The organism is Pseudooceanicola sediminis, assembly GCF_003575965.1.
GTDB classification, from domain to species: domain Bacteria; phylum Pseudomonadota; class Alphaproteobacteria; order Rhodobacterales; family Rhodobacteraceae; genus Pseudooceanicola; species Pseudooceanicola sediminis.
In genome coordinates this window covers 12,759-33,414 of sequence record NZ_QWJJ01000025.1, presented here as the reverse complement: position 1 = coordinate 33,414, position 20,656 = coordinate 12,759, and the positions used below count along the sequence as shown (strand labels likewise).

At 61.3% G+C, this 20,656-nt stretch carries 25 protein-coding genes; 16 read left to right on the top strand and 9 right to left on the bottom strand.

Features of this window, described 5'->3' with window-relative positions; all coding sequences use genetic code 11:
* The 3 genes from DL237_RS19665 to DL237_RS19655 all read left to right on the top strand — a co-directional run.
* Positions 1-1,013 (top strand): ATPase, T2SS/T4P/T4SS family (locus DL237_RS19665; protein ID WP_407691925.1); only part of this gene is annotated, 1,013 nt, incomplete at its 5' end.
* Positions 1,014-1,029: 16 nt separating this feature from the next.
* Complete coding sequence (locus DL237_RS19660) at positions 1,030-1,449, top strand: hypothetical protein (RefSeq protein WP_078572064.1); 420 nt, start codon at positions 1,030-1,032, stop codon at positions 1,447-1,449.
* Complete coding sequence (locus tag DL237_RS19655; protein ID WP_009574169.1) at positions 1,449-2,474, top strand: type IV secretion system protein; 1,026 nt, start codon at positions 1,449-1,451, stop codon at positions 2,472-2,474. The genes DL237_RS19660 and DL237_RS19655 overlap by 1 nt, the downstream gene beginning before the upstream one ends.
* Before the next feature lie 114 nt (positions 2,475-2,588).
* Here DL237_RS19655 and DL237_RS19650 read toward each other — a convergent pair whose 3' ends face one another.
* The gene (locus DL237_RS19650; protein ID WP_153218054.1) at positions 2,589-3,002 is read right to left on the bottom strand and encodes a MerR family transcriptional regulator; all 414 of its coding nucleotides are present in this window, start codon (positions 3,000-3,002) and stop codon (positions 2,589-2,591) included.
* Between the two features lie 76 nt (positions 3,003-3,078).
* Here DL237_RS19650 and DL237_RS19645 point away from each other — a divergent pair, with 76 nt between their 5' ends.
* The 8 genes from DL237_RS19645 to DL237_RS19620 are packed head-to-tail and all read left to right on the top strand — an operon-like array spanning position 3,079 to position 7,793.
* A complete protein-coding gene (locus DL237_RS19645; protein WP_007803565.1) occupies positions 3,079-3,486 on the top strand; it encodes a mercuric transporter MerT family protein in 408 nt (135 codons plus the stop codon).
* Between the two features lie 15 nt (positions 3,487-3,501).
* Positions 3,502-3,804 (top strand): heavy-metal-associated domain-containing protein, encoded by a 303-nt coding sequence (locus DL237_RS19640; RefSeq protein ID WP_040545980.1) that lies wholly within the window; start codon positions 3,502-3,504, stop codon positions 3,802-3,804.
* A gap of 30 nt (positions 3,805-3,834) precedes the next feature.
* Positions 3,835-4,086: a hypothetical protein gene (locus DL237_RS20510; RefSeq protein ID WP_072629817.1), complete on the top strand. Its 252-nt coding sequence runs from the start codon at positions 3,835-3,837 to the stop codon at positions 4,084-4,086.
* On the top strand, positions 4,083-4,469 hold the full coding sequence (gene merF / locus DL237_RS19635) for a mercury resistance system transport protein MerF (RefSeq protein WP_007803570.1): 387 nt from the start codon (positions 4,083-4,085) through the stop codon (positions 4,467-4,469). The genes DL237_RS20510 and merF overlap by 4 nt, the downstream gene beginning before the upstream one ends.
* On the top strand, positions 4,466-4,603 hold the full coding sequence (locus tag DL237_RS20670; protein WP_007803572.1) for a hypothetical protein: 138 nt from the start codon (positions 4,466-4,468) through the stop codon (positions 4,601-4,603). The genes merF and DL237_RS20670 overlap by 4 nt, the downstream gene beginning before the upstream one ends.
* Before the next feature lies 1 nt (position 4,604).
* Entirely contained in the window at positions 4,605-6,035 is a 1,431-nt protein-coding gene (merA, locus tag DL237_RS19630; RefSeq protein ID WP_040545982.1) for a mercury(II) reductase, read from the top strand.
* A 22-nt stretch (positions 6,036-6,057) separates the two neighbouring features.
* Positions 6,058-7,410, top strand: coding sequence for a dihydrolipoyl dehydrogenase family protein (locus tag DL237_RS19625; RefSeq protein ID WP_007803574.1), 1,353 nt, complete (start codon positions 6,058-6,060; stop codon positions 7,408-7,410).
* Positions 7,411-7,466: 56 nt separating this feature from the next.
* Positions 7,467-7,793 carry a YnfA family protein gene (locus DL237_RS19620; RefSeq protein ID WP_040546036.1) on the top strand — a complete coding sequence of 109 codons (327 nt, stop codon included), beginning with the start codon at positions 7,467-7,469 and terminating at the stop codon, positions 7,791-7,793.
* 225 nt (positions 7,794-8,018) lie between these two features.
* On the opposite strand, the gene DL237_RS19615 is transcribed toward DL237_RS19620, so the two are convergent.
* The 3 genes from DL237_RS19615 to mobC are packed head-to-tail and all read right to left on the bottom strand — an operon-like array spanning position 8,019 to position 12,865.
* The gene (locus DL237_RS19615) at positions 8,019-9,974 is read right to left on the bottom strand and encodes a type IV secretory system conjugative DNA transfer family protein (RefSeq protein WP_040545947.1); all 1,956 of its coding nucleotides are present in this window, start codon (positions 9,972-9,974) and stop codon (positions 8,019-8,021) included.
* Positions 9,967-12,315: a relaxase/mobilization nuclease domain-containing protein gene (locus tag DL237_RS19610; RefSeq protein ID WP_007803321.1), complete on the bottom strand. Its 2,349-nt coding sequence runs from the start codon at positions 12,313-12,315 to the stop codon at positions 9,967-9,969. The genes DL237_RS19615 and DL237_RS19610 overlap by 8 nt, the downstream gene beginning before the upstream one ends.
* On the bottom strand, positions 12,302-12,865 hold the full coding sequence (gene mobC / locus DL237_RS19605) for a plasmid mobilization relaxosome protein MobC (RefSeq protein WP_007803319.1): 564 nt from the start codon (positions 12,863-12,865) through the stop codon (positions 12,302-12,304). Before mobC ends, DL237_RS19610 begins: the two co-directional genes overlap by 14 nt.
* 576 nt (positions 12,866-13,441) lie before the next feature.
* Here mobC and DL237_RS19600 point away from each other — a divergent pair.
* The 5 genes from DL237_RS19600 to DL237_RS19580 all read left to right on the top strand — a co-directional run bounded on the left by DL237_RS19600 (position 13,442) and on the right by DL237_RS19580 (position 17,086).
* The gene (locus DL237_RS19600; protein WP_007803318.1) at positions 13,442-14,161 is read left to right on the top strand and encodes a ParA family protein; all 720 of its coding nucleotides are present in this window, start codon (positions 13,442-13,444) and stop codon (positions 14,159-14,161) included.
* 10 nt (positions 14,162-14,171) lie between these two features.
* The gene (locus DL237_RS19595; RefSeq protein ID WP_040545943.1) at positions 14,172-14,813 is read left to right on the top strand and encodes a hypothetical protein; all 642 of its coding nucleotides are present in this window, start codon (positions 14,172-14,174) and stop codon (positions 14,811-14,813) included.
* Positions 14,814-14,974: 161 nt separating this feature from the next.
* Positions 14,975-15,214 (top strand): hypothetical protein, encoded by a 240-nt coding sequence (locus tag DL237_RS19590; RefSeq protein WP_043754644.1) that lies wholly within the window; start codon positions 14,975-14,977, stop codon positions 15,212-15,214.
* A gap of 120 nt (positions 15,215-15,334) precedes the next feature.
* Positions 15,335-16,447, top strand: coding sequence for a Fic family protein (locus DL237_RS19585; protein ID WP_007803314.1), 1,113 nt, complete (start codon positions 15,335-15,337; stop codon positions 16,445-16,447).
* 183 nt (positions 16,448-16,630) lie between these two features.
* The gene (locus DL237_RS19580) at positions 16,631-17,086 is read left to right on the top strand and encodes a hypothetical protein (RefSeq protein WP_009574178.1); all 456 of its coding nucleotides are present in this window, start codon (positions 16,631-16,633) and stop codon (positions 17,084-17,086) included.
* Between the two features lie 81 nt (positions 17,087-17,167).
* Here DL237_RS19580 and DL237_RS19575 read toward each other — a convergent pair whose 3' ends face one another.
* The 5 genes from DL237_RS19575 to DL237_RS19555 all read right to left on the bottom strand — a co-directional run bounded on the left by DL237_RS19575 (position 17,168) and on the right by DL237_RS19555 (position 20,624).
* Positions 17,168-17,854 carry a helix-turn-helix domain-containing protein gene (locus tag DL237_RS19575; protein ID WP_040403100.1) on the bottom strand — a complete coding sequence of 229 codons (687 nt, stop codon included), beginning with the start codon at positions 17,852-17,854 and terminating at the stop codon, positions 17,168-17,170.
* An 82-nt stretch (positions 17,855-17,936) separates the two neighbouring features.
* Positions 17,937-18,179 (bottom strand): DUF6527 family protein, encoded by a 243-nt coding sequence (locus tag DL237_RS20910; RefSeq protein ID WP_232616952.1) that lies wholly within the window; start codon positions 18,177-18,179, stop codon positions 17,937-17,939.
* Between the two features lie 122 nt (positions 18,180-18,301).
* Positions 18,302-19,711: a ThiF family adenylyltransferase gene (locus DL237_RS19565; RefSeq protein WP_009574181.1), complete on the bottom strand. Its 1,410-nt coding sequence runs from the start codon at positions 19,709-19,711 to the stop codon at positions 18,302-18,304.
* On the bottom strand, positions 19,708-20,088 hold the full coding sequence (locus DL237_RS19560) for an E2/UBC family protein (RefSeq protein ID WP_040403102.1): 381 nt from the start codon (positions 20,086-20,088) through the stop codon (positions 19,708-19,710). Before DL237_RS19560 ends, DL237_RS19565 begins: the two co-directional genes overlap by 4 nt.
* Positions 20,085-20,624 carry a multiubiquitin domain-containing protein gene (locus DL237_RS19555; RefSeq protein ID WP_051130673.1) on the bottom strand — a complete coding sequence of 180 codons (540 nt, stop codon included), beginning with the start codon at positions 20,622-20,624 and terminating at the stop codon, positions 20,085-20,087. The genes DL237_RS19560 and DL237_RS19555 overlap by 4 nt, the downstream gene beginning before the upstream one ends.
* Between the last annotated feature and the right edge of the window lie 32 nt (positions 20,625-20,656).

The following is a 20,656-nucleotide window of genomic DNA, read 5'->3' as shown; positions in this document are numbered from 1 at the left end:
CGTCGCTCGACCGTTTCGGCCCCGAGGTCCTGCGCGACGACACGATCGAGATCTGCATCAATCCCGACGGACAAGTCTGGGGCGAATTCCAGGGCGACCACTTCATGCGAGGTCTCGGCAGCCCGCTGAGCCCAACCGAGATCAAGGACCTCGGCAACCAGATTGCCTCCGCCGCCTCGACCACACTCAGCACCAAGAAGCCTATCGTCTCGGTCTCGATCCTATATCGAGATCGCCCGATCCGCGCGCAGGTGATCCAGCCGCCGGCAGTCGAGGGCGGGTTTTCGATATCACTGCGGTTTTTCTCCTCCCTGCCGCTAGAGGCGATCCGGCTCGGATTTCTCTATGGCAAGGAGCGCAGCCTCGAAGGCTTGCGCCGCGAACGTAACGCCGCACTGCGCGATGTGGTGACATCCGGCGACATCGGCGCCGCGCTGCGGTTTTGCGTCGAGAACAAGCTCAACATGATCGTCTCGGGTGGCACGTCGACCGGCAAGACGGTTGCGGCGCGCAAGATCCTTTCGCTGATTCCGCCCGAAGAGCGGATCATCACCATCGAGGAGGCGGCCGAGCTGCGCCCCGAGCAGCCCAATGCCGTGACGTTGATCGCGGACCGGGACACGGATGCCCGCAGTGCCGATGTGCTCTTGGCCTCAACGCTTCGCATGCGACCCGACCGGATTGTCCTAGGCGAAGTCCGCGGTCGCGAGGCGATGACGTTTCTCGAGGCAATCAACACCGGCCACGGTGGATCGCTGACTACGCTGCATGCCGAGACCCCACAACTTGCTGTTCGCCGCCTCGCCATCGCCGCCCTGAAAACCGATGTGCCGATGACCTATGCCGACATGATCGATTACATTGAGGGCTCGATCGACGTGATCATTCAGGCAGGCCGCCATGAAGGCGCGCGCGGGATCACCGAGTTCTTCCTCCCGGGTCAAACCACAGATTTGAACCTCGACACGGTCGACGGCAGAGGCAACAAGAGCCCCTCCGTTGCCGCTGAGTAAAAAAGGAACCCCCCAGATGCGAAAACCAATTCTCGCACTCATGCTTGCCGCCTTGGCGGGCCCCCTTGTGGCGCAGACTTCGCCTCCGATCTCAAACGATCTCACGGTCGATATGTCGCCTCAAAAGTACCGGATTTGCAACGATCGTCCGGCGCGCCCGACCTGGATGGACGAAATCAATCCGCGGGAAGCCTACAAGGCAGCAGCTTTGATGGAATTGTACGAAATTCGGGCCTGGGAGGAGATCGCTGAATCTGGCGACTGCGGCTGTGAAACCCGCTTTCCCGCTTGGGGTAGCTCCGATGGCGAGTATCATGAAAGGTATGCAGGCCTTAGCCAAGCCGAGCATTCAGCGTTTCGCCGCGACTGGATTGAAGTAAGGAAGCAACTCGAGCCGAGCGTGCGTACAATCTGCGAAGCTCAAGGCAACTGGTAATGGGCGTCGTCAGCTGGATGGTCGGAACGGCAGACGCGTTCCTTGTCGATGCGGCTGAGTCCCAGTTCGGGGCCGTGGCAAGCAATACCGGCACGATCGTCCTGCTGATGGTCACGCTTTCGCTAATCGGCGTCTGCATCAACATGGCATTCCAGTTCCGCAGCATGGATGGGGCCAGCTTCTTCTGGTACCTGATCAAGCTGATGCTGATAGGGCTCTTCGCCTTCAACTGGGCAAACTTCAATGCAGTAGCGAACGCCGTCATTGGAGGCTTGGACTACGTCGCTGGCGCGCTGGTGTCTTCGGTTGGCGGCGGAGGAGCCGGAGCCACACACTTTGCCGGCGAATTCGACATCCTGATCGAAAAATTCAGCCAGTACCTGAATGCCATCGGCAGCAATTTGAACTGGATGACGGGCGCGATCCTAGGCGGCATCGGGCTTATTCTTTTGAGCCTCCTTGGCTTCATGACCGGCATCGTCCTCATATTCGCCAAGATGATGCTGACCCTCATGCTCGGCCTTGCTCCGATCATGATCGCTCTGTCGCTCTTCGACGCGACCAAGGATTTCTTCCATAGGTGGGTCTCGACGACGGTCAGCTATGCCTTCTACCCCATCGTCATCGCAGCAATGTTTTCGACCGTCGTCGGCATGGCGAATTCGCTTCTCGCGCAGCTCGGTGATCCAAACTCGGCAACCAACATCGGATCGCTCGTGCCGTTCTTCGTCATGGTGTTCCTAGCCAAGGGCTTCGTCGCTGCAACGCCCCTGATTGTGCGGGGGATCTCTGGGAACCTGATGGTAGCCGCAGCGCCCGCTGTGGTCGCTGGATCGACCGGGATCATGCGGGGGATCTTCAATACCGACGGCGTGAAGGGCCGGGCGCGGATCGGTGCGCTCACGACAAGCGAAGTAATCGGACGAGGCGCGGTGCAGACGCCTGCCGCTGTGCGGAGCGCCGCGGCAACGACAAGCGCGCAGGTGGTCAGAATGGCGGAACGAGCAAAACGTTTGCGAGAGTAGAAAGGAGAAAGCAGCCTTTCGCCGCACTGTGCATGAACTCACACAATGCGGGACTTTTCGGGCTTTCGCTGCGCCGTTCACGAAGGTCCGTTGCCCCCTCTTCTTCAGGGTGGACTAAGCATCGAGTAACGCATCGATCACCGCGCATTCTGGGGCAGCATCGCCGGTGCATCGCGCAACAGTGTCCGACAGGACGCGCTCGATGCGCTGCAGATCGGCAATCTTGGCCTGAACGTCAGTCAGATGATCTTCGGCGATGATCTGCACCTCGGCGCATGTCCGGGATCGGTCATCGACCAGCCCAAGCAGCCCGCGAACCTCTTCGAGAGAAAAGCCTAGATCGCGGGACCGCATGACGAATTTCAGCCGCTTGACGTGGGCATCGTCGTAGCTTCGGTAGCCCTTCGTACTGCGCGGCGGGTCCGGCATGATCCCGATTTTCTCGTAATAGCGAATGGTTTCCAGGTTGCAGCCCGTTGCGCGGGCCAAATCGCCCCGCCGAATTGATCTCACGCTTGTGTTACTCATTGTGCCGAAAAATCCCTTGAGCCTGTATCAACTACAGACCCTAGAACGGTGGAAACATCTGTTCAAGGAAGATTCGATGGAACAACATTTGGCGGAACTTCCGCAATCTCAGTCGCAGAAAATTGGCGACGAAACCACCAAGGGATGGGGCGTGACCGGCCTCGGCGTCCTCGGTGCGCTGGCGATGACTTCTTGCTGCATCCTTCCATTGGTGCTGGTCAGCTTTGGCGTGACAGGCGTGTTCATCGCGCAGCTCGGGGCGCTCTATGCCTACAAATGGTACACCTTCGCGCTGAGCGCCGCGTTTTTGGGATACGGCTTCTACAAGGCTTACAAGCCTGTAGATGCCGAGGCCTGTGCCGATGGCACCTGCGCCCGCCCCATCGACCGCCGCATCATGCGCGCAACCCTCTGGGCCGCTTCCGCGATTGTCGCTGTCGCCATGATCTTTCCCTACATCACCCCCTTCATCCTGAAATTCTGAACGAGGACCATGACCATGAAGCATCTCCTGTTATCCGCCCTGGCCATCGTCGCACTCTCGACCCCGGCCCTCGCTGAAGAGCGCCAGGTCGAGATCGCCGTCAGCGAACTGACATGCCCGTCCTGTTCGTTCATTGTTGCCAGCTCGATGCGCGGTGTTCCGTCGGTCGAGATCGCCGCATTCGAGGACGGCCCCGAATACGGGCAGGGTGTTTACAGCGTGACCTACGATGACGCCGAAACTTCCATCGAAAGCATCATCGGCGCGGTGACGGCCAATGGCTATCCGGCGCAGGTGCTGCCCGACACAGCCTCCTGAGCCGCCTGCAATGCGTGACAATCTCCTGCAATGCGTGACAATCTGATGGGTGGCCTGCTGGCCTTCGGAATAGCAGCTCCGGTCGTGGTCGTCTGCTGCGGCGGCGGAACTGCCGTGCTTGCAGCGTTGTTCGGCGGCGTTGGGGCTTGGCTCTCTGGAATGAGTGGCATTGCCGTGCTGGTTTTGGCGGGTCTGACCTACCTGATCGTCCGCGCACTGCGTCGTTCGCAAATGAAACGCGCCTCCGGCCCCGACCCATCACAGAGAAAGACGGCTCCTTGACTGACACACCTGAAAATTCCGACCGTCTGCTGAAATGGGGGCTTGGCGGTGCGCTCTTCGCCGCGCTCTGCTGCTTTACACCGCTTCTGGTCGTCATCGTCGCTGGCGTCGGATTGTCGGCCCTCACGGGCTGGCTCGATTACGCCCTGTTCCCGCTGCTGTTTTTCAGCCTCGCCGTGGTGGCACAGGCCCTTTGGCTGCGCGCTGGCAAACCGGGACCGGCCCCGAAACTTTGGGCCACCGGCCTCGCGGTGGCCCTGTCGATCCTGATCATTCTTCTCGAATTCAGGTTCGCAATACGGATCACAATCGGCGTTTTCGCCGCCACAGCACTCTACGCGGTTCTCCTGAACCGTGCGCAAAAGAAAGGATCGCTCTTATGATGATGGGATGTTGCACCGCCACCGGCATGGTCTTCGGCCTCCTCGGCATGTTGACACCGCTGATCGCCATCGGCGCGGTCATATATCTGCTCGCCGCCAGACCAAAAGACCCCGAACATGGCGAGGCGCGCTGAGATGAAAGACCTGAACAAAACCGACGATGAACAGGGCGGCTATGACCTGATCGTTCTTGGGGCCGGATCGGCGGGGTTCTCCGCCGCAATTACCGGCGCGGATGCCGGAAAGCGTGTCGCCCTCGTAGGACATGGCACCATCGGCGGAACTTGCGTCAACGTGGGATGCGTGCCCTCCAAGGCGATGATCCGTGCGGCAGAGGCCGTGCACTGTGCGGGGGCTGCCAAGCGGTTCCCCGGCCTGTCGGGACGGGCACAAGTGGATGATTGGCAGACGCTCGTTCAGTCCAAGGACGATCTGGTCACGACCCTGCGCCAGAAGAAATACGCGGACCTTCTGCCGGAATATGAGGATGTCGATTACATCGACGCCGGTCCCGCGCGGCTGATCGAAGGTGGCGTGACAGTCGGTGAGCGAACCCTGAAAGCACCGAGGACCATCATCGCCACGGGCGGGCGTCCCGTTCTGCCGACCATCGACGGCATCGAGGAAATCGGCGCGCTCAACAGCACCAGTCTTCTGGAACTCGAAGTACTGCCGAAAAGCCTGATCTTCATCGGCGCGGGCTACATCGGCGCGGAGCTGGCCCAGATGATGAGCCGCATGGGCGTGAAGGTCACGCTTGTCGCCCGTTCGCATCTGTTGCCCGGCGCGGAACCAGAGGTCTCGGAGGCATTGGCGGCGGCGTTCGAGGCCGAAGGCATCACTCTTCTGACCGGGTTAAGCTACGACACTGTGCGCCGCGACGACGCGGGCGTGACACTGCGCGTGATCCAGAACGGAAAGCCTGTCGAAGTGACGGCGGATCACCTCGTTTCGACCGCTGGCAGGCGGGCCAATACCAAAGATATGGGCCTGGACGCAATCGGCGTGGAAACCGACGCGCGTGGGTCCATCGTCGTCGGCGAGGACATGCAGACATCGGTGCGCGGCATCTATGCCGCAGGCGATGTGACCGACCGCGACCAGTTCGTCTATATGGCGGCCTATGGTGCAAAGCTCGCGGCCAAAAATGCGGTTCTCGGCGAAGACCATCGCTACGACAACGCCGCGATGCCCTGGGTGGTGTTTTCCGACCCGCAGGTCGCGGGCGTCGGTCTCGGTGAAGCCCAGGCGCGGGACGCGGGCCTCGACGTCAAGACGTCCATCGTACCGCTCGATCAGGTGCCGCGCGCACTGGCCGCACGCGACACGCGCGGATTGATCAAGCTGGTGGCGGACAGAAAGTCCGACCGGCTGCTTGGCGGCCAGATCATCGCGCCCGAGGGGTCCGATACGATCCAGACCCTCGTTATGGCGCTGAAGTTTGGCATGACCACAAAGGCGCTCGGGGAGACGATCTTCCCCTATCTGACGACCGTGGAAGGGCTGAAGCTGGCGGCGCAAACCTTCGATATGGACGTGGCAAAGTTGAGCTGCTGCGCCGGATGAAGATCAGGACAAGGACCGGAGAATGAATGAAGACTACGACCTGATCGTCATCGGGGCGGGCATGGCGGGCGTGGCCGCGGCCAACAAATGTGGCGCGGCAGGATGGCGTGTCGCCATTGTCGATGCGCTGCCCTACGGCGGCACCTGCGCATTGCGCGGCTGCGATCCAAAGAAAATCCTGCGGCGCGGTGCGGAAATCATGGACGCGGCACGGCTCATGCAGGGCAAGGGGATCGATCCCGGTGATCTGTCGATCAACTGGGCCGATCTGATGGCACACAAGCGTGGCTTCACCGATCCCGTGCCGGACAAGATGGAAAAGGGCCTGTCGGGCAACGGCGTCGAAACCCTGCATGGAGCCGCGCGGTTCACGGGAAGCAACACGCTGGAGGTCGATGGAACGGCATATCAGTCGGAACGGTTCCTCGTGGCCGCCGGTGCCATGCCCAGGCCGCTGAGCTTCACAGGGGCCGATCTCGTGATCGACAGCACGGATTTCCTCAACCTGGAGGCCCTTCCCAATCGGGTTCTTTTTATCGGTGGCGGCTTCGTGTCCTTCGAGTTTGCGCATATCGCCGCACGGGCCGGAGCCAACCCGATCATCGTGGATCGTGGCGCCCGGCCCTTACGCGGCTTCGATCCCGATCTGGTCGAAATGCTGATCGACCGCAGCGGCGGTATCGGCGTGGACCTGATGCGCGAAACCGAAATCGTGTCGGTCTCGGAAGCCAGTAGAGCATTCACTGTCGAGGTGAAGTCGGGCGATGAAACCCGAACAATCGAAACCGATCTGGTCGTGCATGGCGCGGGCCGTGTGGCAGCCCTGGCCGATCTGAATCTTGAGGCGGCTGGTGTTGATTACAGCGACAAGGGCATCGTTGTAGCCCCGCATCTGCAAAGCACGACGAACAGCGCGGTCTTTGCCGCCGGAGATTGCGCCGACACCGATGGCATGCCGCTGACGCCAGTCGCAGTGATCGAAGGGAAGGTCGCGGCCTCCAACATGCTCAAAGACACTCAGACCGCACCGGATTATGCCGGTATTCCTACAGCCGTCTTCACAGTCCCGGAAGTGGCGCGTGTCGGTATGTTGGAAAGTGAGGCAAGGGACGCCGGGTATGATGTCGATGTTCGGTTCACCGACACTGGCGATTGGTATTCGAACTACCGGATCGGCGAGACCTCTGCTGCCGCGAAGGTCCTCGTGGACAAGTCGAACGGCAAGATCCTCGGCGCGCACCTGTTCGGCCCGGAATACGGCGAACTGATCAATTTCTTCGGGCTGGCAATCAAGCTGGGCCTGGCGGCCAAGCAACTTAAGTCGATGACGGCGGCCTATCCAAGTGTTGGATCGGATTTGGGCTCGCTTCTCTGAATTTGAAAGATTTTTCGCAATAGACCCGATCCTCCTCGGAACGTATGTCTGGCCCGATGAAGACGGTTCTTATCTACTTCGCCGCTGCGCTGGCCGAAATTGCCGGATGCTTTGCTTTCTGGGCCTGGTTTCGGCTGGACAAGAGCGTGTTTTGGTTGGCACCGGGCATGCTGTCCCTTGCCGCTTTCGCCTGGCTACTGGCGCTCAGCCCCGCCGATCAGGCGGGCCGCGCCTATGCAGTCTACGGTGGCGTTTACATCGTATCGTCCCTGCTGTGGCTATGGGGCGTAGAAGGGCATCGCCCGGATCAATGGGATGTAGTTGGAGCGGTCATTTGCCTTGTCGGTGCGGGTATTATTCTCTGGGCACCGCGCAGTATTTGAGAGGCAGCCGCAGACGGGGTGAAGCGCTGAATCGTTCGATTAGATCGCCTTTTGGTTCACGCGTTCCGACAACTCGGCGCTGCTTTCCCTCCGCATCGCGGCTGCGATCAAGCAGGTTTTCTACCGCCCTCGAAAGCAGCGATACATCCTTTACGCAGCATCGGTCAAAGTGGGCTCTTCAGTTACATTCGCCGCGAGGAGAATGAACGTCAACTCCTGCGAAACTCATCCGTGCTCCGCGATGATAGCTCTCGTTGTCTGAACTGCCGAAGCAAGCGTTGTCCGGTCTGTGTTCGTGATACCTAGGCCCTCAACATCAAGCGACAGTTGACCTTGGCCACCTCCGCTTGCAGCAGCACGAGCCGCGCGGCCGCGGGCCTTCGCTGCGCTGACAGGGTCAGTTTTCGATGCGTTAGGCACATTGTGGCCGACTTCCCGCGGTCCCGCAGCCGCCCGCACTTCCTGCAGTTCTTGCTTCAACCTCTCCACCGTTTCCCGGGTCTCAGACATCTGCCGATCCCGCCGCAGGCCGTCCTCGTCCGGATATGGGAAGCTTCCCGATTGACAGGCGTGCAGAACCTTCAACGCCGGGTCCTCGAAATACTTCACCCTTCTTGCCCGGATCGGCATCTGCGCGTCGATCACGAGGATGACCTCGTCGAGGTCCATGCGTCGGGCCTCATCCTCGGTCAGGAGCGGGGTATCTTCTGTCCTCTCCGAGACGCTGCGCCCTTCGAATGGATTGCGTCCAACAGCACGGGAGCGGGTCACCACACGCTTGGTGGTCTTGCCGACAGCCTGGCTCAATTCCTCGATGGTCTTCTGCTCGGACGGGGTGAGGTAGAGCTTTACCCCGGCGCCGCCCTGCAGCGACCTGCGGGTGTTTTCACCATAGATCTCGTCCAGCGCCGGGATCGTCTGGGTCACGATGGCGAGGTTGCCGCCGAAGGAGCGCAGCGTCTTTATGCTTTCGGCGACGATTGGCATTTTCCCGAGCCGGTCAAACTCGTCGAGCATGATCATCACCGGCCAGGGCTCGTCATCGCCGGGTTCCTGTGCTTGCAGCGAGGCGATCAGGTCCGAGAAGAAGAGGCGGATCAGCGGGGCAAGCGGGCGGATCATCTCGGATTCGACCGCAAGATAGATCGCATGTGGGCGACGGCGGATATCCCGGAAGGAAAAGTCAGAGGTCGCGGTGGCCGCGTCGATCGCGCGGTTGTCCCAGGTGTCGAGACCCGATGTCATGAGAAGCGAGAGGTAGGAGGTGAGGGTGTCGTTGTTGGTCGAGGCCATACGCTCGAAGATCAGTTTGGCCGAGGTGTTCTTCACCTCCTGCGAACGCTTCAGATATTCCTTCTGCTTGTCGCCCCCCGAGGCGGTGATGCGGTAGATCTCGCCGATGGTCGGCACGCCGCGCTCGAAGGCCAGAAGACCGGCCGCCACGAACAAGTCGATACCGCCTGCGAGAAGGCCGCTCAGCTTTTCGTTGTCGGTCTGCAGGAAGAGCTTCGCGGTGAGTTTAAGCTCCATCTGCTGCCGGTCGGGGTTGGTCATGGCAGCAATGCGCGCCAGCGGATTATAGCGATGTGTTGGTCGGTCCCAGTCGGTCGGCGCGAAGCGGAAAACCTTGTCCCCCATGCTGGCGCGGAAGCGCGAGGTCTCGCGGAAGTTCTCGCCTTTCACGTCGAGCACCACGGCGGAGCCCTTGTAGGTCAGCAGGTTCGGGATCACGAACCCCACGCCCTTGCCCCGGCCTGTAGGCGCCACGATCAGCGCGTGGGGGAAGGTTTTTGAGACTAGGAACGGGCGCTTGGATTTCGGGGAGCCGAGCTTGCCCAGAAGGAAGCCACCGTCGGGCTTGGCAAAGAAACCGTTCCTGTTCATCTCGCTGCGGGTCTGCCAATGCGTCGTCCCGAAGCGGGTCAATGCATCCCCCAGAAGCGTGACGCTCAGCATCAGCGATGCCAGGCCGAAGCTGCCAAGGATGAGGTTCACCCAGAGGAAGTCTTTCGGTGCAGACTGAGACAGACCCCGATATTCGCGGGCAAGCAGGGTGACGTCGAAACGGGTGGGAGAAAGCCCATAGCGGAACATGACAAAGCCGGTCGCCACGACATAGCCCATGGCGAGACCGACCAGCACGAGGCTCAACACTCCTAAGGCAATCTTGCCTTTATCCATGGGTGATCCCCTTCTCGCCATCTGCCGCAGCGTGGCGTGCGCGCTGCGCCTCTATCTGTTCTTCCGCCAATGCATCGAGAACGCGCTCCATCGCCGGGCCGTGCGCAGTGACCTCGCTGCTCTGGAGATAGGTCTTGGCGAGTTCCAGCTGGCGCAGCGGATCCTCGGTGAATGTGTCCAGGACGTCCGCGTTACCGGCCCGCAGCGCGTCGATTGCGTCGTGGCTTAGTCGCTCGTTTATCTGCCGGACGATGTCCTGCTGCTCTGACTCGGAGAGCGGGCCCTCGACGTCGGCGTTTCGCACAAAGGCCATGACGGTTGGCGCTGTCTCTTCCAGATACCGGCGCTCGGCGTAGTCTTGTCGCGCCTGGTCCTCGATCTCGAAACTGCGCTCGCTGATATAGGCACGCGACGCGCCTAGCGAACGAAGGTGATTGATTTCGTCCTGGACGGCCTTCCCGAATTCATCATCCGGCATCTCCGTGCGATAGCGGGCGAGGGTGCGGAGCTCTTCGGCAATCGGACCGAGATGATCCGAAGGATCCCGCAAGGCGAGGTCCATGTCGCCAGCATGAAGCGTGCGGTCCTGCTCGGATACCGCATATTGCGGCGGCATTCGACTGTCGGTGATCTGTTCCCAGGCCATTGAGGCCAGTTCGGCATGTTGCGGCGATTTCTGCGCGTAGACGTCGAACGCGGCGCGGGCCTCTTCAACCTCCACGGCACCTGCCCGCCGGACGGACGGGTCGTCGAAGAACGGATGATCGAAATCCGTCCGGCGGAACTGCGCCACCAGCGCTCTGAACGCCTGCCGCTCCGATGGGGCAAAGATGTCGGACCCATCTTGCGCGAGATCACTCCCAGGTGTCGTCAACCGTTCACCAAGCGCTGCCTCAGCGTCATCCACCTCGTCGACCTCGGTTGGCGCGCGCAGGACGCGTACATCGGTCAAAACATCGCCCAGCCGAACATGCACGGCTTCCAGCCGGTCGAGCGCGTCTTCCCGGTCCGCAGATTTCTCCAGATCGAGGTCGCTTGCTTTGGCAATCCCCTGCAGATCCTGTGCCAGCCACTGGCGCTCCAATGCGGCATTGCCTGCCCCCTCCCGCAGGCGCGCGGCCACAGCCTCGGCATCGATGCCCGTGCCTTGCAACGCTTCGGCCAGCTTTGGTGCCACCTCTCCATCGTCAAGACGCGCGAGGTGATCTTCACTGGCGTTTGGCCTTGCATAGATGCCGTCCCGGGACGGAGCATCGACCAGGGCGGCGGAGCGATCCCCGAGCGGGTTCAAATGCGCGACCGAGGCCAGAACGTCGGTCAGCTTGCGCTCGATCACCGGCCTCTCGGCCGCCGGCGCCCTGTCGATCGCCGCCTCGATCTGGCGAATGTTCTGAGAAAACTCGGTGATCAGCGTGTCGAACGCTGCTTCGTCTTGGGACATGTAGATGGCTCCGTCAGCTTGCATCTGACCGCCACTGGCAAGGATGGTGCTGGCCCGCTCGAGCGCTTCGGCCACGTCGTCGAAATTCGAACGTGACGCCTCCGCCGCGAGCCCACGGTAGATCAACGCCTTGTGCCTGACGGTTTCCAGAGCGGCCCCCAGGTCCGCGCCGGTTCTCTGGCGCTCAACTGGGGGACGACCTTCGTCGCGAGCCTTGTAGATTTCATCGATCTCGGCGCGGTAGGTCGTGACGCCGCGATCCAGACGACGCGTCGCCTCAAGGCGGATCCCATGAACCCGGGCCGCCTCGACCATCGCCTCGCGAAAGGCGTCGTAGTTGAAGTGATGATCCTTCCCGAGAAAGAACATTTCGCCATCCTTGCTGCGGCGGTTCAGAACAATATGCGCATGTGGATGCGCGCGATCTTGGTGTATTGCAGCAATATAGTCGAATTGCGACCCCTCACCTTGAAAGAACTTCTCGCAGACCGCCTGGGTGATATCGCGCACCTCTTCACCCCTGGTCCCAACCGGGAATGCCATCAGCAGATGCGACGTATGGCCAAGCTTGGGGCTGTAGCGCTCGTTCCACTGGTTCTCGAACCGCCGCGCCACTCGGTTGATCTCGGCTTCCGAGAGCTGCTTCTTCCCGTCATGGGTGCCGCGACTGTCGAGGATATGGGTCGACTTTGTTGTGAGATATGTGAGCTGAGCCCGTAGCTGCGCCCCGGTGTGACAGCCCCCTTTCGAGATAGCCTTGAAGATCGCTGGCGAATAGCCGCGCGCGGCCCGAACCATCTGCGCGCCCCTGGAAAGCCCCTGCCAGGATCCCGAAACTCGGCTCCAGCCGCGGTCAAATAGCGCCGGGTCGATGCCACGGACCCGGTCACTCCGCGCCATTCTCATTCCTCTCGGCGAGGCCCGCCAGGGCAGAGCTGATCTCAAGGTCCAGCACGCTGCGCCGCGCACGCGACATCTCCTGGACCTGGTCGGCCAGATCGAAGACCAGACCCGCAAGGGCGCGGACGTCACGGTGACTTGAGGCCGGGTAGGACAGTCTCTCGCCCCGCACCTTGGCCTCGTTCAGACGTCGCGCGATCTGGTTCACGTTGTTGCCGACCCGGTTGAGCGCGGCGCCGAGGTTGCGCAACTCGTCACACATCTCGTCGTCGGGCAGGAAAACACCTTCGGCCGCCAGCATCAGGCGGCGCATGGCATCCGAGCGGTGCGCAATCCCGCGCCGCGACAGCGCCGCGTCGAACCGGCGCAGGTCGTCGTCCGAGACCCGGATCCCCACAACCCGCGATCGGCTGCCGTTCGCTGTCTGACGCTCATCCCAGTGGTTCACCACGTTGTAGATCGTCTTCAGGCTGACATCGTAGCGGGCTGCCAACGACACCGCGGAGACGCCGTTCCGGCGCTCTTGGGAGATGGTCGATCGTTCGATCACTGACAGTCTGCGGCGGCGGGGCATTTTGAAGTTAACGTTCCTATTTCTTGCCAACTTCGTACAAGCCCGCCGACTCCCAACGCAAGTGGAGTCGACCATAAGGGCTTGTACTCAATGTAGAAAATCGCCCTGCAGGGGCGATTTTCCGTCCTTTGTCAAATGGATCGCGCGTCGCGCTCATTGCACCACGCGATGCGGTCTCCGCATCGCGCATCGCGTCTTTCGCGCCCCGTCTCTTGCACCCCGCAAGACGGGTTTTGCTGCGTGCTAACCGGCTCGCGTCACCCGCAGAACGACATACGCGAGACTGCCTCCCGTCGTCTGGAGCGCGCTAACCGTCACCTGCATTCTGTCCGAAGCGCATCGCCAAGCGTATCCCGACACTTGGAGGGTGTGTGATGCCCCGCGGCGAATGCTGATGGCGCCACGGCAGACGTCGCACGGTCATCGCACAACGCCGCCCGCTGCATGCCAAACGCGGGTCGCATCCCGACTTCTGCTTGACCCCTCCGCCTCATGCGTTTAGCGACATTTGGGTATTATCGTTGCGATTCACTATTTTTGCGGAGGATCAGAATGCCGAACGAAAATCTTGTGGTGATCGCAGCGATGGCCCGGAAAGGGGGCAGTGGAAAAACGACGCTTTCGCGCGCCTTGATCAGCGCCGCGATCGCCGCCGGACGCAGAGTGATGTTGATCGACACGGACAGCACGAGAGTACTCGGTGCCTGGCATGCTCGGGCGGAAACCGGTGGGCTGAGTTCGCCGCTTCTCTGCTCGGTCACCGTCGAAAGCGTGGCGGGTGTCGAGGATCAGATCAATCAGGTCTACATGGCAGGCACGGCAGACTTCATCTTCATCGATACCGCAGGGGTCGGTGCCGAATGGTCAGACGGCATTGCGGTGCTTGCGGACCACATCGTGACGCCCGTCATGCTGTCGACGTCTGATTTCGATGTCGGAGCGCAGACTTCTGATTGGTTTGAGAAACTGAAATCCCGTGTTGACGACCCCTCCAGCCTTCCGCGCCACCACGTCGTCCTCAACATGGTCGACCCGAAAACGACCCGTGCTGACGCCGCCCTGATTGAAGAAGCGCTCACCCGTTTTCCGGTGATTGAGACCGTCATGATGCGACGAAACACTTACAAGGAGATGGATCAGAAGGGGCTTCTCCACGCCTTGGCGCTGGAAAAGCAATCCGATCCGAACCCCCTTATGCGTCCACATGTACGTCATGTCGTCGAGGCGCTTGAGGAGGCGACGGACATTCTCAACAACATTCTTGCTGCGTGAGGACAGTCGATTGCGCAAGAAGATCCCGACCATCACTAGGCCCGACCCAGCCTACGCCGCCACCCTGCAACAGGGTGACCGCGAGGTTCCCGAGAAGGAGGAAGAGGTACAGGTCACAGCAACAAAGACAGGCACCCCAGTCGCTGACGTTGGCGCTGATCGGCACGAGTCAGAGCGTGCGCCGAAAAGTGCCGTGGCGCCGCACCAAGTCACCGCGGAAAGCTCTGACCCGCATACCAGCCTGAGAGCTCCCGTTTCGGCACGAGCTTTGAGCCCGACCCGGAAGATCGACATCAGGGTCAACGCACTCGAACGACAGGAAGCAGCGCTGGAAACTTGTGGTGTTGAGCCGGCACATGTGGTGCGTGCCGCCCTGCGCCGTGCAGTCAAAGGCTGGCAACTGTCGCCGGTCTTCGCGCCAATTGCTGAGGAGCGGCGCACTCGAAACACGCAGTGGCAGGCCCGGACATCACTGGCAGTCGATGCGGCCAGCCTGGGTATGCTCCTTCGGGACCACGACCCCCTCGACGTCTTGAGTAAATGGGCTCTGATCCGCGGCCAAGTGGAACCACGCATATGGGGCGAGATCGACAAAATCTTGGAAGAAATTGCCGTTCGCGCTGCATCGCCGCATGAGCAGCACACACCGTAAGAGATCTATCTGAAAAGATAACTTGCATTTCGCCGGTGGATTTTCGCCCAACGGCAGAAGCTCGCCTTGCAGTTGCGGAAAACGTGGCGCTATTGAGCGTCATATAGATTTTCAGACCTCAGTGGTGACGAGTTACGAGGTCCATTTAGGAGGAACGCATTATGAACACGAAGCCCCGCCTGACTGGCGAACCGATCATGCGCATCCTCTGCAAGACATCTGAAAATCTGGTTGGCTACCTGTACCAATGGAACAATGGCGACGTGCAGCCTGCCTGGTTCGACGGCGCCATGGCGGACGTTCGCTATGAACCATTCATTCAAGCGACGGAACAGAACCCAGTCGATCCGAAGACCCCCAGACCGCGTCAGCAAGATCTGACGCACCTTGAAAAGGCCTAGCTCAAGGCCTCGCGTCGGTTTGTGGGTCATCCCATCCCGCAGGTCCTTTGAGCGATAGAGTTGACTTCTATGCCTCAAAAGTGATCTATCTGTGAGTTATAGAAAGGATATCTATAACTCATGGCTTGGAACTGGACGCTGCCTGATTGGCCGGATTTCCGGTATGACGCCTCCGCGCTGGAGCCGTTTGAGCAGACGTTCCTGCTGTCGTCCGGAGAAATCCTCGGCGCGGTCCATCATGTCAGCCAGCCGGAGCGCGAGCAACTCCGCATCGAACTGCTCAGCGAGGAAGCAATGCAGACGAGCGCCATCGAGGGTGAAATCCTCGACCGGCTCAGTGTCCAGTCTTCGTTGCGCCGCCATCTGGGCCTCGATCCGGACAGCTACCCTGCCAAACCGCGCGAACAGGGCGTCGCGGAAATGATGGTCGACGTCTATTCCAGTTTTGCAGAGCCGCTGACCCATGAGACGCTGTACCGCTGGCATCGAATGCTCCTGTCCCATGACAGTCGGTTGGAAACCATCGGGGCCTACCGACAACACGCCGAGGCGATGCAAATCGTTTCCGGCCGCCTTGACCGGCCCACGATCCATTTCGAAGCGCCGCCCTCGGAGCGGGTCATGCCTGAGATGGAGCGATACGCGGATTGGTACAACAAGACCGGGCCGGGGGGAGCAGAGCCGCTTCCAGCGCTGACGCGCGCAGGGCTAAGCCACCTCTATTTCGAGAGCATCCACCCATTCGAAGACGGCAACGGACGCTTGGGTCGCGCCCTCGCTGAAAAGTCGCTGGCGCAGAATATTGGCCAGCCGACCCTCATCTCGCTCGCCTTCACCATCGAGAAGCAGCGCAAGGCATACTACGACCAGCTCGAGCAGCATCAAAAAACGCTCGATGTGACCGATTGGCTCGTCTGGTTCGCGGAAGTTGTCTTGAAAGCCCAACAGGCAACACTCGACCGCGTCGGCTTCTTCATCAGCAAGGCACACTTCTACGATCGTCACAGAGACCACTTGAACGAACGCCAGGCCAAGGCCATCGCTCGAATGTTGCGGGAAGGCCCTGGCGGTTTCAAAGGCGGCCTCAGCGCCGACAACTACCTCAAGATCACCGGAACCTCACGCGCGACCGCGACCCGCGATCTGCAGGATCTGGTCGAGAAGGGCGTGCTCGCTCGAACCGGCGAGCGGAGGCACACGCGATACTGGTTGAAACTCGACTGGAGTGAATAAAAATTGCATGAAAACAACAATTTATAAAAAATCCGATAATTCGTTTTATGTAATTTTTTTGCCCTATTGATATTTGAATCGGGCTAGCTAAGAATCTGAAAAAACCAGCGCGGTAAAATAGCTCCAAGTAGCGCTTTATTGAGAATGCTTCCCCGGATTCAGCCTGTTTGAGCTGCAACGAGCATGACGATACAGGACGAAGGCCGCCTGAAGGCGGCATGGAACCAGAAGACAATCCCTGTCGCGCTTCGCCGTGACGGCAAGGGCGAACGGGTCAGGGTCCGCCTTCCTTATGCGGACGACAACTATGCCTGGCTCAGGAATGGCCGGCGTATCCGGCCAAGCTGGAACTCGGCACTGGGATGCTGGGAGAGTCCCAAGGCATGGTTCAATGACCTCGTGAACCGCTGTCTTCGCCGCTGGGGCCTGATCTATGTCATCCAACCCTACCGGGAGCAGGAGATCTGCGCTCCGGCCTGCATGAACGCCATCGGCCATGAGTGCCAGTGTTCCTGTATGGGGGCCAACCACGGCCAGGGCGACGATGGCGGCTGGTTCTCGACAAGCGAGGCCTTCGCGGCCCGATGGGGCGACCGTGAGCTCGCCTGTCGTCTCATGACGGTCAGCTCTGAAAAGTAGAGGCCCGGCCGATATGGCCAGGCCTGCGACAGACGTGCAGATGATGGTCATGACCAGACAGAGAGGCCCGTCGAGAACAAATCACAGCTTGGGGCGATCCTGTTCTGGAACCTCCCACGGGTCTTCCAGGGTGACGATGCCGTAGCGGACGCCGTCGTGGCCGGCCTTCGGAAGAAAGGTGATCATCCCGATATCCAGGATCATCCCCTTGTCGTGCATGTGCTGCTGTCGGAAGTGACCGAAGTGCATGAGATATCCGAGGCCCTCCAACTCGAGACACAGCGCAGAGATCGCGGCCGAATACTCAAGCCGCTGGCCGGCGCTGCTCATATCCCAGATCCCGTCCAGATCGGTCATCCAGTCCGAAATCGCGGCAGTCAGTTCGAGGGCATTGCCGGCCTCCACCGCGCCGGCGTTGATCAGGAGCCCGTGCCATTCGCGGTTACGGGAATAGAAGTCGTTGGGCTTCCTGATGGGGGACGTGGGCACAAGCACCGTCTTTTTCAGCGCGCGCTCCATTTCTTCCTGCTGGCGCTTCTCCTCCTCGGGGGTGGGCTTGGAGAAGACCTTGATGTCGAACCCGAGGCCGCGCGCGAGGCTTCGCAAGGTCTGCACCTCGGGCACGTGCCGTCCGCTTTCCACCTTCTGGATCGTGCGGACCGTCAACCCGGAGGTGTCCGCAAGGTTCTCCTGGGTTAGAGAGAACATCTTGCGGATATACTTGCACTGGTTGGCGATATACTCGGCGTCTCGTTCCATCGTTTCCATCAGATCACTCCATGTTGCTGACAGGAATAGCATGGCACGCCGGCTCTGGGGGGGCCCCGAACGCAACCCGAACGCTCGACTGTTATCCCGCCCCGGGGCCGCTGTCCTTGCACCAGTCAATCCGCCCCTGCCGGATCCAGAAGTGACACCGGCATTCGTTCGTCTGGCGGACCGACGGCGAGATGGTCGGGCGCCTCAGCCAGTCTGACATGGCCGTCCACCTGGGCCTCCGGTTCTTGCTGAGGGACAGTTTGATGGTCTCGCCGCACCCACCAGGGCAGTGGAAGCAGGCCCATTTGTCGACGCCATCGCGCACGATGGTCATCTCCCCCGGCACGATCTGATCCGGCGTCGGGTGTGTGGGTGTTACCCTGGCAAGCAGATCACTTCGTGGAATGAGGCGGAAGAGCTCGAGGCTCTTCCGCAGAATGTCGATCATCATCCCGCTCACCCGATGCGATCCAGGAACGGATCGATGTCGCCGAGACCCCAGTATTCCTCGCTGCCGCAGACCGGGCAGTCGGACCGGGGCTGCGCCGCCTGCGAACGCTCTAAACCCTTGTCGAGCTTGCGATAGCGTTGCCATGTCCATCCACCGCCGCCGCGGAAGTCGACGAGACCGGCAAGAAGTTCGTTCACTGCCATGGTGGCGGCCTCGGAGGTGAAGGTCACGACGGCCGGCGCGGGATTACCTCCGCCGCGGACGTAGGCTTCGGTCTTCTGCCGTTCATATTCGGCGGGGTCCGATCGCTGGAGGTCCTCCTCGCGAGCCCTGACGCGATCGACTGTGCCGCGGCAGCCGTGGCACGCCGACGTGGGAAACAGCACGCTGACCCGCGCGGCCATCTCGAGGAGGCCGGGCTCACCATCGTCACGGGGCATGAGGACCAGCCCGACATCGATGACCGGGATCAGGTAGAAGTGCGCCACGCGGTTCAGGTAGAGGCGCCCGGCGTGATCGTCCGTGCATCCGAAGATGACGTCGCAGGATTTCAGCGCGTCACGGATATGCGGCGCATCCACCCAGCCGTTCATCGACCGGATCTCGACGTCGAGGCCCATCATCGTCACCTCGCGCGCCATGACGTCGACCTTGGGCACCGCGTTTTCGGCATCCTTTCGGGTCGCGCCATACAGGCGGTTCAGGTTGGAATGCTCGACCACGTCATCGTCGATGACCAAGATGCGCCCCACGCCGAGGCGAGCGAGGAGATGGACCACCGGGCTGCCGGTGCCGCCGCAGCCGACCACGGCAACGGAGAGCTGTTTGAGGAGTCCGTTGACCTCCGGCCCGAAGGCCAGTGCCTGCCGGGCCAAGGCTTCCGACGGGGTCGGCACGTCGGTCGACTGGATCTCGAGCCGAATGCCGATGACGGTCACGCGGTGACAGGGCAAGGGTGCCATGTCGTCTTCCCAGACCCGTGCCCGGTAGAGGCCGTCACCGACTTGCACGACGCTCACCAAGCGTGTCCCCTCGCCGTTACGGTTCCGAGCCATGGTGAAGAGGTCGCGCTCGTTGCGATCGTCCTGGTCCGAGAAACCGTCGAAGCCTCCCGGGTGACTATGAACGATCGCCGGCACCAGGCCTTCCTCCTTGGCCCGGCGACAGAGCTGGGCGAAGGAGTTGGTATTCCAGGTGACGTGCTTGTCGCTGGCATCGACGCGGTCCTCCTGCGGGATCGCGATGACCTCGTAGGAGGTGTAACGGGTCCGCGGCTCGAGGTCCCAGGGGTCCTGCGCGATCTCGCTTTTGCCGAGCAGCATGTAGGCGGCGCCCTCGTGCCCACGGGGGTGCGCGAGCAGCGCCTGCAGCTTGTCGCGGTGACGGGCGTGGAGGGTGATGTCGCTGCGCTTCATGCCGCCACCTCCAGGGCCTCTTCGACCCGCTTCAGCATGGTCCAGATGCCGTCGGTGCCGGGACGCCACTGGTTGTTATGGCGAGACCAGCGCTGCCAGTTCTGGCCATCAAAGGCCTGGCGTGCCTGCGTGCAGCGGGGCTCACGCTGGCCGGCAAGGAGCTTCAGATGCGGCACGGCGTAGAACATGTCGGGGGCGACCTCGGGATACGAGGGCGGCAGCAGGATCAGGATATCCACCTGGGCGACCTGATACTTGCCTTCCGGCAGCGTGATCCCGGTGAGGATCACGCCCTTCTTTCCGCCTTCGATGACCTCGCGAACGGTGATGCCGCGACCCTCGAGGTAGAGGCGATCCTGACGGGGGAGGAGGCTCATGCCGCACCCCCTTCCGTGGTCTGGGGCACGCCGGTGAAGAAGTGCTCCAGGCCAGCATCCGCGAGGCAGATCAGATCGGTGTCGCCGACCAGGATGTCATCCTTGCCGGGGATCACCTGCCAGACGGCGAACTTCGCGGGATCGACCCCGGCCAGCTTCTTGAGCACGCGCCCGCTGATGACCTTGTGGCCCCACTCGAGGCGTTTGCCATCGATGTCGAAGCGGAAGGATTCCGCGCTCGGGAAGACCAGGAAGCGCTCGACCTGGCCAGGGCGCAGATCCGTGGTTTCCTCGAGGCGCAGTTCTTCAAGTTCACCGTTGCGCAGCACCTGGAACACGAGGTGTTCCTCGGCCTTACGGAAGTCGGCCCCCTCGATGATCTGGCGGCCGGTGGGCGTCGGATCGTCGATGACGGCGTCGGTGAACTTCAGGTCGTGGTCGCCGACTTTGACCTTGTAGGGTCCGTGGTCGCGGGGCTTGCGGCCGGCCTTCAGGGCGGCCTGGAGATCTTCGATTTCCATCTGTTCGGTAGTCATGGCAGCAAATCCTTTTCTTGTCTGCTCGACGC